This is a genomic window from Xanthobacter aminoxidans (assembly GCF_043193615.1).
Classification (GTDB): domain Bacteria; phylum Pseudomonadota; class Alphaproteobacteria; order Rhizobiales; family Xanthobacteraceae; genus Xanthobacter; species Xanthobacter aminoxidans.
This window is the reverse complement of sequence record NZ_JBAFUS010000002.1, coordinates 1-15,437: the sequence shown is the minus strand read 5'-3', so window position 1 is coordinate 15,437 and position 15,437 is coordinate 1. Positions and strand designations below refer to the sequence as shown.

Sequence of the window (15,437 nt, the reverse complement as noted above, 5' to 3'; positions counted from 1 at the left end):
CCTAACCCGGCCCGGCCGGGCCAGCCAAAGGCTCAGCCGCCGCGCCGCGCCCGACCCGCCCGGCCAACCGCTCCGCCAGCTTCGTCACGACGACGAAGAACACAGGCACGAAGAGGACCGCGAGGACGGTGGCACTGATCATGCCGCCGAAGACGCCCGTGCCGATAGACTGCTGGGTCTCGCTGCCCGCCCCGGAGGCGACCATCAGCGGCACGATGCCGAGCGTGAAGGCGAGGCTCGTCATCACGATCGGCCGCAGCCGGAGCCGCGCCGCTTCCACCGCCGCCTGCGCCGGATCGAGCCCCCGCGCGCGGGCGGCCCGGGCGAACTCGACGATCAGGATGGCGTTCTTGGCCGAAAGCCCGATGATGGTGACCAGCCCCACGGTGAAGAGCACGTCGTTCGGCATGTCCCGCAGCATCACGGCGGCAACCGCGCCGATCAGGCCGAGCGGCACCACCAGCATGACGGCGAGCGGCACCGACCAGCTTTCGTAGAGCGCGGCGAGCACCAGGAACACCACCAGCATGGAGAGGGTGAGCAGCAGCGGCGCCTGCGCGCCAGCCTCCTGCTCCTGCAGCGACTGGCCGGTCCACGTGACAGCGAAGCCCGGCGGCAGCTGGCGCGCCAGCCTCTCCATTTCCCGCATGGCCTCTCCGCTGGAACGGCCCGGCGCGGCGGCGCCGGTGATCCGCGCCGCCGGATAGCCGTTGTACCGCACGAGCTGGAGCGGGCCACTCTCCCACGCCGGCGCAGCGAGCTCCGACAGCTGCACGGAACGACCAGCGGCGTTGCGCACCTCGAGCCCCAGAATATCGTCGAGCGTCATCCGCGCCGCCGCGTCGGCCTGCACGATCACCTGCTGCACGCGGCCGAGATTGGTGAAATCGTTGACATAGGACGAGCCCATCGCCGCGCTGAGCGTGTCCGCGATGTCGGCGAAGGAGACGCCGAGGACCTGCGCCTTCAGCCGGTCGATGTGAAGCCGGATGCGGTTCCCGGGCGGCAGGCCCTCCTCATAGACGTCGGTGAGCACGGGGCTCGCGGCCGCCGCCGCCAGCAGCCGGTCCTTCGCCGCCGCGAGCGCGACCGGGCCACGGCCGGCGCGATCTTCCAGCCGCAGCGCGAAGCCGGAGGTCGTGCCGAGCCCGTCGATAGCCGGCGGCAGCATGCTGACGATACTGCCCTCGCGGACCGAGCGGGCGGCCGCGTTGGCCCGCGCCACTTCGTCGGCGGCGCTCGCACCCTGGCGCGCGCTCCAGTCCGTCAGAATGGTGTAGATCATGGCCGCGTTCGGGCCGGAGCCCGAGAAGCCGAACCCCATGATGCTCTCGGTATGCCGGACGGCCGGCCGGGTGGCGTTGTGCCGTTCCATGGTCTCGACCGCCTCGCGCGTGCGGTTGGCGGTCGCGTCCGGCGGCAGCTGGATGGAGGTCAGGAAATAGCCCTGGTCCTCCTCCGGCAGGAAGGCCGAGGGCAGCCGCGCGAAGGCGAGGCCGAGCAGCATCACGACCACCGCGAAACCCGCCATCATCCGCCAGGGCCGTCCCACCAGCCGGGCGACGCCGCGCGCGTAGCCGCGCGTCAGCCCCGCGAAGCGCCGGTCGAACCAGCCGAAGACGCCCCGCTTCTCCCCGCGCTCCCGCACCGGCCGGAGCATGGTCGCGCAGAGCGCCGGCGTGAGCGTGAGGGCAAGGAAGGCCGACAGCAGGATCGACACCGCCATCGTGAGCACGAACTGCCGATAGATGACGCCGACCGAGCCGCCCGCCAGCGCCATCGGCACGAACACCGCCGAGAGCACGAGCGTGATGCCGACCACCGCCCCGCTCATCTCGCCCATCGCCCGCAGCGTCGCCTCGCGCGGGGCGAGCCCCTCCTGCGCCATCAGCCGCTCGACGGTCTCGACCACCACGATGGCATCGTCGACGATGATGCCGATGGCCAGCACCATGCCGAACATGGTCAGCACGTTGATGGAATAGCCCGCCGCCAGCATCACCGCGAAGGTGCCGAGCAGCGCGATGGGCGCCACGATCGCCGGGATCAGCGTGCAGCGGACGTTCTGCAGGAACACGAACATCACCAGGAAGACCAGCGCCATGGCCTCCAGCAGCGTGACCAGCACCTTCTCGATGGAGACGCGCACGAAGGGCGCGGTGTCGAAGGGGATCGAGAACCCCATCCCCTCCGGCATTGCCTTGACCAGCTCCGTCATCCGCGCGGCGATGGCCGATGAGGTCGTCACCGCGTTGGCGCCGGGCGCGAGCTGGACCGCGAGCGTCGCCACCGGCTTGCCGTTGGAGCGGGTCGCGAAGGCGTAGGATTGCGCGCCGAGCTCCACCTGCGCGACCGCGCCGAGGGTGAGGGTCGATCCGTCCGGATGGGCGCGCAGCACGATGGCGCGGAACTCCTCGGGCGTCCTCAGCCGTCCATCGACCTCCAGCGGCACCGTGACCCGCTGGCCGGCGGTGGTCGGCTCGGCCCCGAGGGCGCCCGGCGCGATCTGCACGTTCTGCTGCGCGATTGCGGTGGTGACATCGCCGAAGGTGATTCCGTGGGCCGACAGTTTGACGGGATCGATCCAGATCCGCATCGCGCGCTCCGTCGCAAAGAGCTGGACACGCCCGACACCCGGCACGCGCTTGAGCTCGTCGGCGACGTTGCGCACGGCATAGTCGCCGAGGGTCACCTCGTCATACGCCCCGCCGGGGGCGATGATATCCACCAGCAGCAGGAAGCCGGAGGCCGCCGCCTCGACCGTCAGGCCAAGCTGCCGGACCGCCTGCGGCAGGCGCGGCTCCACGGTCTTCAGGCGGTTCTGCACGTCGACCTGCGCCAGATCGGGGTTCGTGCCGGGCTTGAACGTCACGGTGATCGTGGCGGTGCCGGACGTGTCCGTCGCGCTCTCGAAATACAGGAGATTGCGCACGCTCGAAAGTTCACGCTCGATCAGGCTGATGACCCCGTCGCTCATCGTCTGCGGCGAGGCGCCGGGGTAGGTCGCATAGATGCTGATGCTGGGCGGCGCGATGGCGGGATAGCGCTCGGTGGGAAGCTGCGGGATGGCGATGGCCCCGGCGAGCGCGATGACGATCGCGATGACCCAGGCGAAGACCGGCCGGTCGATGAAGAAGGCGGGCATCAGCGCTGCGGCTCCGCATCCGCCACACGCTCGCGCTGCCACGGCAAGGCGGTCACCTGGGCGCCCGGCTGGACATGGTCCTGCCCCTCCACGATCACCCGCTCGCCGGCACGCAGCCCGCGCTCGACGACGATGCGCCCGTCGATCTGCGCGCCGGTCACGATCTCGCGCCGCGCCACCCGGCCGGGGTCCTCGACGATGCTGACGTGTTCCATGCCGTTGCCATCGCGCTGCACCGCCTGCAGCGGCACCAGCAGGGCCTCGGGCCGCTTCTCCCGCAGCAGCCGCGCCCGCACGAACATGCCCGGCAGCAGCAGGCGCCCGGGATTTTCTGCCTCGACGCGCAGGATCACCTCGCCCGTGCCGGGGTCCACGCTGACCCCCGAGAACAGCAGCCGTCCGACCACAGGAAAGGCCTCGCCGTCCGCTGAGAGGATGTCCACCGCGCCCGCATCCGCGCCGTCGGCCCGCGCCAGCCGCCGCAGGGCCTCCAGGTGCCGCGCCGGCTGGCGCAGATCGACATAGACCCGGTCGATCTGCTGCACGATGGCGAGGGGCGAAGCGCTGCCGGGGGTCGCCAGCGCGCCCTCGCTCACAAGCGCGTGGTCGATGCGCCCGGCGATGGGCGCGCGGAGGGTCGCGAAGCCGAGATCGAGCGTCCGCCGCTCCAGCGCCGCCCGGCTGTGGGCGACATCTGCGGCGGCCTGAGCGCGCGCGGCGATGGCATCCTCATGCGCCTGCTGGGTGGCGGTGTTGGTCTTGAGAAGCGCCTCGACGCGCCTCACCTGCGCCTCGGCCCGGTCGAGCACCGCCTCGGCCCGGCGCAGGACCGCAGCCGCCATGTCGACTTCCGCGGCGAACGCGGCCGGGTCGATCTGGAACAGTGGCTGGCCCGCCGCGACCTCGCTCCCCTCCCGGAACAGCCGGTGCTGGACAATGCCGCCCACCTGCGGCCGGATTTCCGCGACGCGATAGGCCGCGACCCGGCCCGGCAGCACGTCATGAATCGTAACGGCCTCGGGCCTCAGCTGCACGACCGAGACATTGACGGGTTCGGGAGGAGCCGCAGGCTGGCTCTCCCCGCAGGCCGCCAAGGCGAGCGCCCCTGCTAGAATCATGGGGTAGCACCGGGACCGCACAAGGCCTCGGCGAGGAAGATCGGTTTTCATGGGCTGGGCTATTACGCAGCGTCATTGCCTAAAGATTACGATGGACAAAGAATTGTGGAATTCGCCTGCGGCAGGGTGTCATGCCGCGGGCGTGGGAGATGGAGAACGTGGCGCACGCGACGCGGCCGTTGTCCTGCGTCACGACAATCACCGCCGCGGCGGGAGGCAATCCCGCTCAATCCCAGGCGAGCGCACCGCCGTTCTGGTACTCGATGACGCGGGTCTCGAAGAAGTTCTTCTCCTTCTTCAGGTCCATGGCCTCCGACATCCACGGGAAGGGGTTCTCCGCCTCTGCGAACACCGGGGCGAGGCCGAGCTGCGCGCAGCGCCGGTTGGCGATGAAGCGCATGTACTGCTCACAGAGCGCGGCATTCAGGCCGAGCAGGCCGCGGGGCATGGTGTCCCGGCCGTACGCCGCCTCGAGGTCTGCCGCATCCTTCAGCATCCCGCGCACCTCGTCCTGGAACGCCCGGGTCCACAAGTGCGGGTTCTCGATCTTGATCTGGTTGATCACGTCGATGCCGAAGTTCAGATGGATGCTCTCGTCGCGCAGGATGTACTGATACTGCTCGGCAATGCCGACCATCTTGTTGCGGCGGCCGAGGGAGAGGATCTGCGCGAACCCCGTGTAGAACCACATGCCCTCGAACACCACGTAGAAGGCGACGAGGTCGCGCAGGAACTTCTGGTCCGCTTCCGGTGTGCCGGTGCGGAATTCCGGATCGTCGAGGCTCCGGGTGTGACTGAGGGCCCACGCCGCCTTGTCGGTGATGGAGGGCACCTCCCGATACATGTTGAACAGTTCGCCCTCATCGAGGGCGAGGCTTTCGACGATGTACTGGAAGGTATGGGTGTGGATCGCCTCTTCGAACGCCTGTCGCAGCAGATACTGCCGGCATTCGGGATTGGTGAGGTGGCGGTAGATGGCGAGCACGATGTTGTTCGCCACCAGGCTCTCGGAGGCGGCGAAGAAGCCGAGGTTGCGCTTCAGCATGCGCCGCTCGTCCTCGGTGAGGCCGTCGCGTGACTTCCACAGCGCGATATCCGCCTGCATGGACACCTCGGTGGGCATCCAGTGATTGTTGCAGCCGGACAGGTATTTCTCCCATGCCCAATGGTACTTCATCGGCAAAAGCTGGTTCACGTCGGCGCGCGCATTGATCATGCGCTTCTCGTCCACGGTGACGCGGGCGCCGTTGCGATCGATCTCCCCGAGGCCGGTGGCTTCGGAGGGACCGGCCGGAATGCCGGGCATGATGGCGGGCTGTGGCTTGGTGTCAGACCAGTCGAGCATGGTTTCTTGTCCTTGTCCGCCGGTCACTGGCAGGCTTCGCAGGTGGGGTCGTTGATGGCGCAGGCGTTGCCCCACGCTTCGCTGTCGACAGCTTCGCCGGAAATGGCTGCGGGGAAAGCCGCTACGGCGGGCGGAACCGTGGCGGCGACGGCGTTGAGCTTGCCGTCGGTGCCCTTGAGCGTGGACTTCTCCACATGTGTGGCCGAGCGCGACCTGAGGTAGTAGGTCGTCTTCAGCCCCCGCTTCCAGGCCAGACGGTAGAGCTCATCGAGCTTCTTGCCGGAAGGGCTCGCAATGTAGAGGTTGAGGGACTGGGCCTGATCGATCCATTTCTGCCGGCGCTCGGCCGCCTCCACGAGCCAGGCCGGGTCGATCTCGAAGGCCGTGGCGTAGAGGTCCTTCAGGTCGTCCGGAATCCGGGCGATTTCGCCCAGGCTCCCGTCGAAATATTTGAGGTCTGAAACCATCACCTCGTCCCAGAGTCCGCGCGCCTTCAGGTCATGGACGAGAGCGGCGTTCACCACGGTGAAGTCGCCCGACATGTTCGATTTGACATAGAGGTTCTGATACGCCGGCTCGATCGACTGGCTGACACCGCAGATGTTCGAGATGGTGGCCGTGGGCGCGATGGCCATGCAGTTGGAATTGCGCATGCCGGTGGCAACCACCCGCTGGCGCAGGCTGTCCCAGTCGAGTGTCCGGGACCGGTCGAAATCCGCACCGCCGCGCGCCTCGGCGAGCCGTTCGAGGGAGTCAATGGGCAGGATGCCCTGCGACCAGAGCGAGCCCGCAAAGCTCGGATAGCGCCCGCGCTCGGCAGCGAGATCCACCGAGGCGGAGATGGCATGGAAGGAGATTGCCTCCATGCTCTCATCCGCGAAACGCACCGCCGCGTCCGAGCCGTAGGGAAGGCGAAGCGCCTGAAGCGCATCCTGGAAGCCCATGATGCCGAGGCCGACGGGACGATGCCGGAGGTTGGATCGGCGCGCCTCGGGGATAGTGTAGAAATTGATGTCGATGACGTTGTCCAGCATCCGCATGGCGATGCGCACCGTGCGCGCCAGCTTCTCCATGTCCAGGCGGCCATCGGCGATATGGGAGAACAGGTTGACCGAGCCGAGGTTGCAGACCGCCACCTCGTCATCCGAGGTGTTCAGCGTGATTTCCGTGCAGAGATTGGAGGAATGCACCACGCCCACGTGCTGCTGGGGCGAGCGGATATTGCACGGATCCTTGAAGGTGATCCAGGGATGGCCGGTCTCGAACAGCATGGTCAGCATGCGCCGCCACAGATCGAGCGCCCGCACCTGCTTGAAGACCTTCATTTCCCCCCGCGCGGCCCGCGCTTCATAGGCGAGATAGGCGGCCTTGAATGCGGGGCCGTAAAGGTCGTGGAGATCGGGCGCCTCATCGGGGGAGAACAGGGTCCACGGGCCGTCCTCTTCCACCCGCTCCATGAACAGGTCCGGCACCCAGTTGGCGGTGTTCATGTCATGGGTGCGGCGGCGCTCGTCGCCGGTGTTCTTGCGCAGATCGAGGAAGTCCTCGATGTCCACATGCCAGGTCTCCAGATAGGCGCAGACCGCGCCCTTGCGCTTGCCGCCCTGATTCACCGCGATGGCGGTGTCATTCGCCACCTTCAGGAAAGGCACCACGCCCTGGCTCTCGCCATTGGTACCCTTGATGTGGGCTCCGAGGCCGCGCACCCGGGTCCAGTCATTGCCGAGGCCGCCGGAATATTTGGCGAGCAGCGCATTGTCCTTCACCGCCTTGAAGATGCCGTCCAGGTCATCCGCCACCGTGGTGAGGAAGCAGGAGGAGAGCTGGGCGCGCAGCGTCCCAGCATTGAACAAAGTCGGCGTGGAGGCCATGAAGTCGAAGGAGGAGAGGAGATCGTAGAATTCGATCGCCCGCGCCTCCCGGTCGATCTCGCGCAAGGCCAGGCCCATGGCGACGCGCATGAAAAAGGCCTGCGGCAGCTCGAAGCGCGTACCGCGCACATGCAGGAAATAGCGGTCGTAGAGCGTCTGAAAGCCCAGATAGTCGAAGGCGAGGTCCCGCTCCGGCTTGAGGGCGGCAGCCAGCCGGGAAAGGTTGAAGCGACCGAGCTCGGGATCGAGCAGGTCATTGGCGATGCCGGTCCTCACATAGGCGCCGAGATAATCGCCGTAGCGCTCCGCCATCTCGGCCTGCGTCGCCTGTTCCGGCCGACCGGCGACGAAGCTCAGGGCCTCGCGGCGCAGCTTGTCCAGCAGGAGGCGCGCGCTGACCTTGGAATAGTTCGGCTCGGTCTCCACCAGCGTGCGCGCCGCCAGGATGGGCGCCTGCGCCAGTTCATCCAGCGAGATGCCGTCATAGAGGTTGCGTCGCGCCTCGTTCAGCACTGCCACGGCCGAGACGCCGTCGAGCCCGGCGCAGGCCTCGCCGATGACGGTCGAAAGGCGGGCGGCATCCAGCGGCACCAATGCGCCGTCGGCGGTTCTCACATGCAGCACGGCGGCGGCATCACCGCCCGGATGCACCACGGCGAGGGCCTTCGCGCGTTCCCGCGCCCGCGCCTCGCGATAGAGCACATAGGCGCGGGCGACCTTGTGATGCTCTCCGCGCATGAGGGCCAGTTCCACCTGGTCCTGCACATCCTCGATATGGAAGGTGCGTCCGACGTCGGGACGCCGGGTGAGGTTCGCCACGATCTGGTCGGTCAGCCCCGCCACAATGTCGTGGATGCGGCGGGACGCGGCAGCCGACTGTCCCTCCACGGCCAGGAACGCCTTGGTCAGGGCCACCGCGATCTTGGCGGCATCGAACGGCGTGACCGCCCCATTGCGGCGGATGAGCTGATAGCCGGGCGCGCTGGCGACCGCTTCAACATCAGGGGCCGGCATGGAAAATCTGTAGCTGCCATTGGCATGGCGTTCGGCGGTCGCTGGCATCATCATCCCCGATGAATGTGGGGACGGAGAGCAGGCGGACGCATGCCGAAACAGGGGGAGGCGCACGCCACCCGCAGCAAGCGCCTCACCGGGACACCCCGCCCGTGGACGTACTGGTGTCGCGGCAGGTCTCCTGGCTCGCGGGTCATCATTCTTGTCCGTCTTCCCAAGGCCATGGGGCCTCAGTGACATGGGTGAACAAGAACTCGCCGCTTACAGTTGCGGGGGCAGCGCCGGCTTTGGACCGGCTTCCCTCTTAGCTCTCGATCTTGCGAGTCGAGAGACCGTGACCACCAGATTTAGTGGCTATTGCGGCGGCAATGTCAATACTTTGCGCCTGCGGAGTCCCCTCCCGCACGGACGGACCTGACGGCGGAGGTGCGACCTACGGGGATTTTCCCGCAGCCTGTTTGACCCCTCGCAATGCCCACCGGCGGCCGTCGTGCCGAAGATTGGCACGCTCTCCCACGCGATCTACTCTCGCGTGCGGCCGCAGATTTCCCGGGCGCCGTATCATGTCGCGCATGGGCTCCAGGCTGACGCGCATCGGGTGCCCGATCGGCTCATGAAATACAAGGTCACCGGCATCCATGATGCCTCGCCTCAACGGACCTTGTCCACGGGTTGGTCCCGCGAACAAAGACGTCACCGGGCCACCAGACCCCGGAGAAATTGGCGCGCGGCAGACCGCCGCCGCCGCGCGCCCGAACCCGATGGCCCTGTCAGCCTGCGATGTTTGCGCTCCATCGATGACCGATGGGGAACAGGAGCGGTCACACGCAAGGAACCCGATTCTTCAACCGGATAGGGCCCAACCATCGGTGTGATCGGGTGCTGGAGGTCAGAATATCCCTCGCCCTGTCACCCCTCGGAGTAGGGCGTGAAGACACTCCTATTCTCATCCACCGTCAGAAGGCGGCCGATCAGCGGGAAGGCACGCTGCGGGCATGACGGCCGCTCGCACACCTTGCATCCTGCACCGATGGGAATGGCCGCGCTGGGATCATCCAGAGCGAGGCCTTTGGAGTAAACCAGCCGTCCGGCGTGGCGGATGTCGCATCCGAGGCCGATGGCGAAGGTCTTCCCCGGATCACCATAGCCGCCGGCGGAGTGATGCACCGTACGAGCGATCCACAGATAGGTGCGTCCGTCGGGCATCTGCGCCACCTGGGTGAGAATCCTTCCGGGTTGGGCGAATGCCTCGTAGACGTTCCACAACGGGCAGGTGCCACCCACCCGGGAGAAATGGAAATCGGTCGCCGACTGCCGCTTCGAAATATTTCCCGCCCGATCCACCCGAATGAAGAAGAAGGGCACGCCCGTCGCTCCCGGGCGCTGCAGCGAACTAAGACGATGGCAGATCGTCTCGAAGCCGACGCCGAACCGTGCGCCGAGACGCTCGATGTCATAACGCTCCTGCTCCGCCGCGGCGACGAAGACGCGGTACGGCATCAGCAATGCGCCGGCGAAGTAATTGGCAAGGCCGATCCGTGTGAGCGCTCGGGTTTCCTTCACGCCCGCCGATGCCTCTTCGGCAAGGCGTTCAATCAGCGCGCCCTGCTCCAGGAAAGCAAGCTGGGTGGCGATCTGGAACGCCCGCTGACCATCGTCGAGCCGGCGGGATAGGCGCAGGACCCGTTCACCGGGCAGAAAGCGGCGCTGTGCCGCCTCGTCTTCGGCGCGCTCGATCCGCACGCCATGACGCATGTCCATATACCGCGCGAGGCCCTCGGCCATGTCGCCGGGGATGAGCTGTCTCGCCTGCGCCAGTCGTTCGGCCGCGTCGTCCAGCTCGGCGAAATAATTGTGACGGGCGTAGAAGAAATCACGCACCTGCTCATAAGGCATAAGAGCCGCCGGCATCGCCATGCCCCCAGAGCCGAGGCCGAGTTCTCCCGCCATGGCATCCGCCCGCTCCACCGCATGCCGCAGGCGTCGATTGAGCGCGACAACCGCACGGCCCAGAGCCGGCATGGCGGAGGCCACTTCCTTCAGTTCGGCAAGGCTCACATGCTCGCTCGTGAGCGGATCCGTGAAGACTTCGCGCAGGTCTGCCACGAGGCGCCCCTCCTCTCCCTCGGAGAAGAGCTGCACGTCCACGCCGAAGATCTCGTTGATCTTCAGCAGCACCGGCACCGTGAGCGGACGCTGGTTCTTCTCCAGCTGGTTGAGGTAGCTCGCAGAGAGCCCGAGGGCCTGGGCGAGCGCCAGCTGGGTCAGGCCCCGCTCTTCCCGCAGCCGCTTGAGCCGCACGCCGACAAAGGTCTTCTTCATCAGCTCCACCCCAATTCGCAAACTTCGCAAACCTGACCGTAAGGCCTCGCAAATCCACGCATTTTCAGTCATTCCGCACTGATCTGGCGGCAAATATTGTGAGGAAACGATCCGGTCGCAAGAAAATTCGCGACCGACAGACGGATGCCGAAACGCGAAGAGGGAGACACCCATGGGGACGTCGAGAAGCTATGCCGAACTCGCCACCGAGCTGAATGCACGGTTTCCCGACGGAACGGCACCGGGCGGCGTGAGCGTCGATGACATCATCCAGCTCCGCCTGCAGAATACGTTCGATACTCATCTCGATATCGCCCGCGCCATGGCCAAGGTGATGCGGGCGGACATGGCGGCCTACGACGCCGATCCGTCCCGTTTCACCCAGTCGCTCGGCTGCTGGTCGGGCTTCCATGCGCAGCAGATGGTCAAGTCGGTCAAGCGGCTCAATGGCACCGCGCGCGGCGCCTATGTCTACCTGTCGGGCTGGATGGTGGCGGGCCTGCGCAACCGCTTCGGCCATCTGCCCGACCAGTCCATGCACGAGAAGACCGCCGTGGCGGATCTGATCGAGGAGATCTACGTCTCCCTGCGCCAGGCCGACGAGGTGGCGATCAACGACCTGTTCAAGGCGATGAAGGCCGCGCGTGCGAAAGGCGATCGGGCTGCCGAACGGGAGGCGATCGCCGCCATCGACTGCTTCGAGACCCATGTGGTCCCGATCATCGCGGACATCGACGCCGGCTTCGGCAACGAGCACGCCACCTACCTGCTGGCCAAGGAACTCATCAAGGCTGGCGCCTGCTGCATCCAGATCGAGAACCAGGTCTCCGATGCCAAGCAGTGCGGCCACCAGGACGGAAAGGTGACGGTGCCGCGTGAAGATTTCATCGAGAAGCTGCGCGCCGTGCGGCTCGCCTTCGAGGAACTCGGGGTCGATGACGGTGTCATCGTCGCCCGCACCGACAGCCTCGGCGCTGGCCTCACCCAGAAGATCCCTGTGAGCCAGAGACCCGGCGACCTCGCAAGCGAATACACCAAGTGGCTGAAGGTGGAGCCTGTCACGTTGGAGAAGCCGCTGCACGAGGGCGAACTGGGCCTCGTGCTCAACGGCGAGCTGGTGCGTCCCGTGCGCCTGCCCAACGGGCTGTTCGCCTTCAAGGACGGCTCGGGACGCGCCCGCGTCATAGAAGACTGCATCGCTGCCCTCACCGAAGGCGGCGTCGACCTGCTCTGGATCGAGACTGACACCCCGAACGTGGACGAGATTGCCGGCATGGTGGCGGAGATCCGCCAAGTCGTCCCGAACGCCAAGCTGACCTACAACAATTCACCGTCCTTCAACTGGACGCTGAATATCCGCCGCCAGGTCCGCACCGAGTGGATCGCGGAAGGCCGTATTGCCGCCGACGCCTATCCCGACGGAGCGCTCCTGATGTCCGCCAAGCTCGATGACGACGAGCTTGGACGGGAGGCCGATGCCCGGCTCGCCCGCTTCCAGGCGGATATCGCGGCACGGGCCGGCGTGTTCCACAATCTCATTACCCTGCCGACCTTCCACCTCACCGCCCTTGCAACCGACGAACTCAGCCACGGCTATTTCGGTCCGGACCGCATGAAGGCGTATGTGAACCGCGTCCAGCGCGAGGAAATCCGGCGCGGCATCTCGGCGGTGAAGCACCAGCACGAGGTCGGGTCCGATCTCGGGGACACCTTCAAGGAAATGGTCGCCGGCGAGCGGGCCCTGAAGGCCGGGGGACACGCCAACACCATGAACCAGTTCGCGGCAGCCGAATAAGCGCCTGCAACGTCCTGTCTCCACGCCTCCCACCTCAGGTGCGGAAGAGTGGGGAAAGGGGTGAGCCGCCGGCGTGACCTCCGAGCCATTTCAATCGCTCCGGCGGCTCGATCCCCGCCCCGTCGTTCCCTAGCGACCCGTGTTGTCCCGGCAGGAGACAACCGCCCGTCCTCCACAGGAGCCGTCCCAATGAATGCCGAATTCAAGCCCGTCGCTCCGCCTGACCTGTCGGACAGGGACCGAGCCATCAACCGCGTCGCGGATGCCGTCCACCGGGTGAACGACGCGATCCAGCGGGCTGTCTCCGCCGGCGTCTCGGTGGAGCTGGTGCGGGTCTCTCGTCACCATGACGGCGCCGGCAGCTGGGGCGATCAGATGATCCCGCTGGTGCGCGAAGTCACGCGGCCCGAAGCCGCTCCGCGCGAAGGCGCCTGAGATGGCCGCCCCCGCCATTGCCGCGCCCCCGCCCGAGGAGTTCGCGGGGGTAGCCCCCGGCCCCGACGAGACCTCCTTCATCGAGATGGTCTTCCCCGATCAGGCCAACCACTACGGCACCCTGTTCGGAGGCAATGCACTGTCACTCATGGGGAAGGCGGCCTTTGTCGCCGCCACCCGCCGCGCCCGCACACCCGTCGTGATGGCGAGCGCGGAGAAGACCGAGTTCCACGTTCCGGTCCGCGTCGGTGAGATCATCGTGCTGTCCGCCCGCGTCACGCGTGTCGGTCGCACCTCCATGACCGTCGAGGTGGACATGACCGCCGAAGCCCTCCTGTCCGGCGCCCGCCGCCTCGCCGTGCGGGGCGCCTTCGAGATGGTCGCGGTCAATGCCGACGGCCGGCCCGTGCCCGTGCCATCCCCTTCAGCTTCGTCCGAGGATCACGCATCGTGAAGTCGCACACCGTACGCACCTACAAGTCCGCCGAACCGCTCTCCCGCGCCGACCAGCTCGCCTGGAAGATCGCCGAAGTCGCCACCGATCCCGTGCCGGTGGGCGATGACGTCGCGGAGATGATCGGCAACCGCATCATCGACAATGCGGCCGTGGCGGCGGCCTCTCTCACGCGCCGCCCGGTGGCGAGCGCCCGGGCCCAGGCGCTGGCCCATCCCTTCCAGCCGGGCGCCACCGTGTTCGGCCTCTCCGCGCATCGGCGTGTGTCGCCGGAATGGGCGGCTTGGGCCAACGGGGTCGCCGTCCGTGAGCTTGATTTTCACGATACGTTTCTCGCCGCCGACTATTCCCATCCCGGCGACAACATCCCGCCCATTCTGGCGGTGGCGCAGCATTGCGGGCTCGATGGCGCGGCGCTGGTGCGCGGCATCGCCACCGGCTACGAGATCCAGGTCGACCTCGTGAAAGGCATCTGCCTGCACGAGCACAAGATCGACCACATCGCCCATCTCGGCCCCTCCGCCGCCGCCGGCATCGGCGCCGCGCTGGGCCTGCCGACGGAGACTGTCTACCAGGCGGTGCAGCAGGCGCTGCATGTCACCACCACCACCCGCCAGTCCCGCAAAGGCGAGATTTCCAGCTGGAAGGCCTATGCGCCTGCCTTCGCCGGCAAGATGGCGGTGGAGGCGGTGGACCGGGTGATGCGTGGGGAAGGTGCCCCCTCCCCGGCCTGGGAGGGAGAGGATGGCTTCATCGCTTATCTGCTCGGCGGCCCCACAGCCGAATACGTGGTGCCGCTTCCCGAGAAGGGCGAGCCGAAGCGCGCCATCCTCGACACCTACACCAAGGAGCACTCGGCGGAATATCAGAGCCAGGCCCTGATCGACCTTGCCCGCCGGATGGGGCCGAAAATCGGAGACCTCTCGCAGGTGGCCTCCATCGTCATCCACACCTCCCATCACACCCATTATGTGATCGGCACCGGCGCGGGCGACCCGCAGAAGATGGATCCGAAGGCCAGCCGGGAAACCCTCGACCATTCGATCATGTACATCTTCGCCGTGGCGCTGGAGGACGGCGCCTGGCACCACGCGCGTTCCTATGCGCCGGAACGGGCTTCGCGCCCGTCCACGGTGGACCTCTGGCACAAGATCTCCACCGTCGAGGCCCCGGAATGGACGCGCCGCTACCACAGCCGCGATCCCAAGGAGAAGGCCTTTGGCGGCCGCGTGGTGGTGACGCTCAAGGATGGCCGCGTGATCGCGGACGAACTGGCGATTGCCGATGCGCACCCCCTCGGCGCGCGCCCGTTCGGCCGGCGTCAGTACATCGCCAAGTTCCGCGCGCTCGCGGAGGGCGTGGTCTCCCCGTCCGAGCAGGATCGCTTCCTCGGCACGGTGGAGCGCCTGACCCGGCTCAAGGCGGATGACCTCAGCGGCCTCACTTTCCAGGTGGACCCGGCGCTGCTGGGCGCGGTGCGCGCCACCGGCATCTTCGACTGGCGCGTCAGGTCGGCGCCCGAGCTCACAGTGATTTCCGGCTGAGGAGGCACCCATGTCCGAGCAACAGACAAACGCGGGGAAGCCCGCACCCAAGAAGTCCGTGGCGCTCTCCGGCGTGGTCGCCGGCAACACCGCCCTATGCACGGTCGGCCGCACGGGCAACGACCTGCATTATCGTGGCTACGACATCCTCGACGTGGCGGAGACCTGCACCTTCGAGGAGATCGCCCATCTCCTCGTCCATGGCGCCCTGCCCACGGCAACCGAGCTTTCCGCGTACCAGGCCAAGCTCAAGCGACTGCGCGGCCTGCCCGAGGCCGTGCGCCGGACGCTGGAGCAATTGCCCGCCGCAGCCCACCCCATGGACGTGATGCGCTCCGGCGTCTCGGCGCTCGGCTGCGTGTTGCCGGAGGCGGCGGACCACAATCCGGCAGGG

10 protein-coding genes and 1 riboswitch are annotated in these 15,437 nt (G+C 67.2%); of the genes, 5 read left to right on the top strand and 5 right to left on the bottom strand.

The window, feature by feature from the left end; genetic code table 11:
• Position 1: 1 nt before the first annotated feature.
• The 5 genes from V5F74_RS09015 to V5F74_RS08995 form a co-directional block, all read right to left on the bottom strand.
• Positions 2-3,145: a multidrug efflux RND transporter permease subunit gene (locus tag V5F74_RS09015; protein WP_394007521.1), complete on the bottom strand. Its 3,144-nt coding sequence runs from the start codon at positions 3,143-3,145 to the stop codon at positions 2-4.
• Positions 3,145-4,263 carry an efflux RND transporter periplasmic adaptor subunit gene (locus V5F74_RS09010; RefSeq protein WP_394007519.1) on the bottom strand — a complete coding sequence of 373 codons (1,119 nt, stop codon included), beginning with the start codon at positions 4,261-4,263 and terminating at the stop codon, positions 3,145-3,147. Before V5F74_RS09010 ends, V5F74_RS09015 begins: the two co-directional genes overlap by 1 nt.
• Positions 4,264-4,489: 226 nt before the next feature.
• The gene (locus V5F74_RS09005; RefSeq protein ID WP_394007517.1) at positions 4,490-5,608 is read right to left on the bottom strand and encodes a ribonucleotide-diphosphate reductase subunit beta; all 1,119 of its coding nucleotides are present in this window, start codon (positions 5,606-5,608) and stop codon (positions 4,490-4,492) included.
• Between the two features lie 23 nt (positions 5,609-5,631).
• The gene (locus V5F74_RS09000; RefSeq protein ID WP_394007516.1) at positions 5,632-8,493 is read right to left on the bottom strand and encodes a ribonucleoside-diphosphate reductase subunit alpha; all 2,862 of its coding nucleotides are present in this window, start codon (positions 8,491-8,493) and stop codon (positions 5,632-5,634) included.
• Positions 8,494-8,647: 154 nt separating this feature from the next.
• Positions 8,648-8,845, bottom strand: a riboswitch (cobalamin riboswitch).
• A gap of 557 nt (positions 8,846-9,402) precedes the next feature.
• On the bottom strand, positions 9,403-10,815 hold the full coding sequence (locus V5F74_RS08995; protein ID WP_394008880.1) for a short-chain fatty acyl-CoA regulator family protein: 1,413 nt from the start codon (positions 10,813-10,815) through the stop codon (positions 9,403-9,405).
• 172 nt (positions 10,816-10,987) lie between these two features.
• Here V5F74_RS08995 and V5F74_RS08990 point away from each other — a divergent pair, with 172 nt between their 5' ends.
• From V5F74_RS08990 to V5F74_RS08970, 5 genes are all read left to right on the top strand, one after another.
• Complete coding sequence (locus tag V5F74_RS08990) at positions 10,988-12,610, top strand: isocitrate lyase (protein ID WP_394007514.1); 1,623 nt, start codon at positions 10,988-10,990, stop codon at positions 12,608-12,610.
• Between the two features lie 189 nt (positions 12,611-12,799).
• Entirely contained in the window at positions 12,800-13,045 is a 246-nt protein-coding gene (locus V5F74_RS08985; protein WP_374251463.1) for a hypothetical protein, read from the top strand.
• Position 13,046: 1 nt separating this feature from the next.
• Positions 13,047-13,499 carry an acyl-CoA thioesterase gene (locus tag V5F74_RS08980; protein ID WP_394007512.1) on the top strand — a complete coding sequence of 151 codons (453 nt, stop codon included), beginning with the start codon at positions 13,047-13,049 and terminating at the stop codon, positions 13,497-13,499.
• On the top strand, positions 13,496-15,043 hold the full coding sequence (locus V5F74_RS08975; RefSeq protein WP_394007510.1) for an MmgE/PrpD family protein: 1,548 nt from the start codon (positions 13,496-13,498) through the stop codon (positions 15,041-15,043). Before V5F74_RS08980 ends, V5F74_RS08975 begins: the two co-directional genes overlap by 4 nt.
• Before the next feature lie 10 nt (positions 15,044-15,053).
• Positions 15,054-15,437, top strand: a 384-nt coding sequence (locus tag V5F74_RS08970; protein WP_394007508.1) for a citrate/2-methylcitrate synthase, incomplete at its 3' end; no start/stop codon positions are given.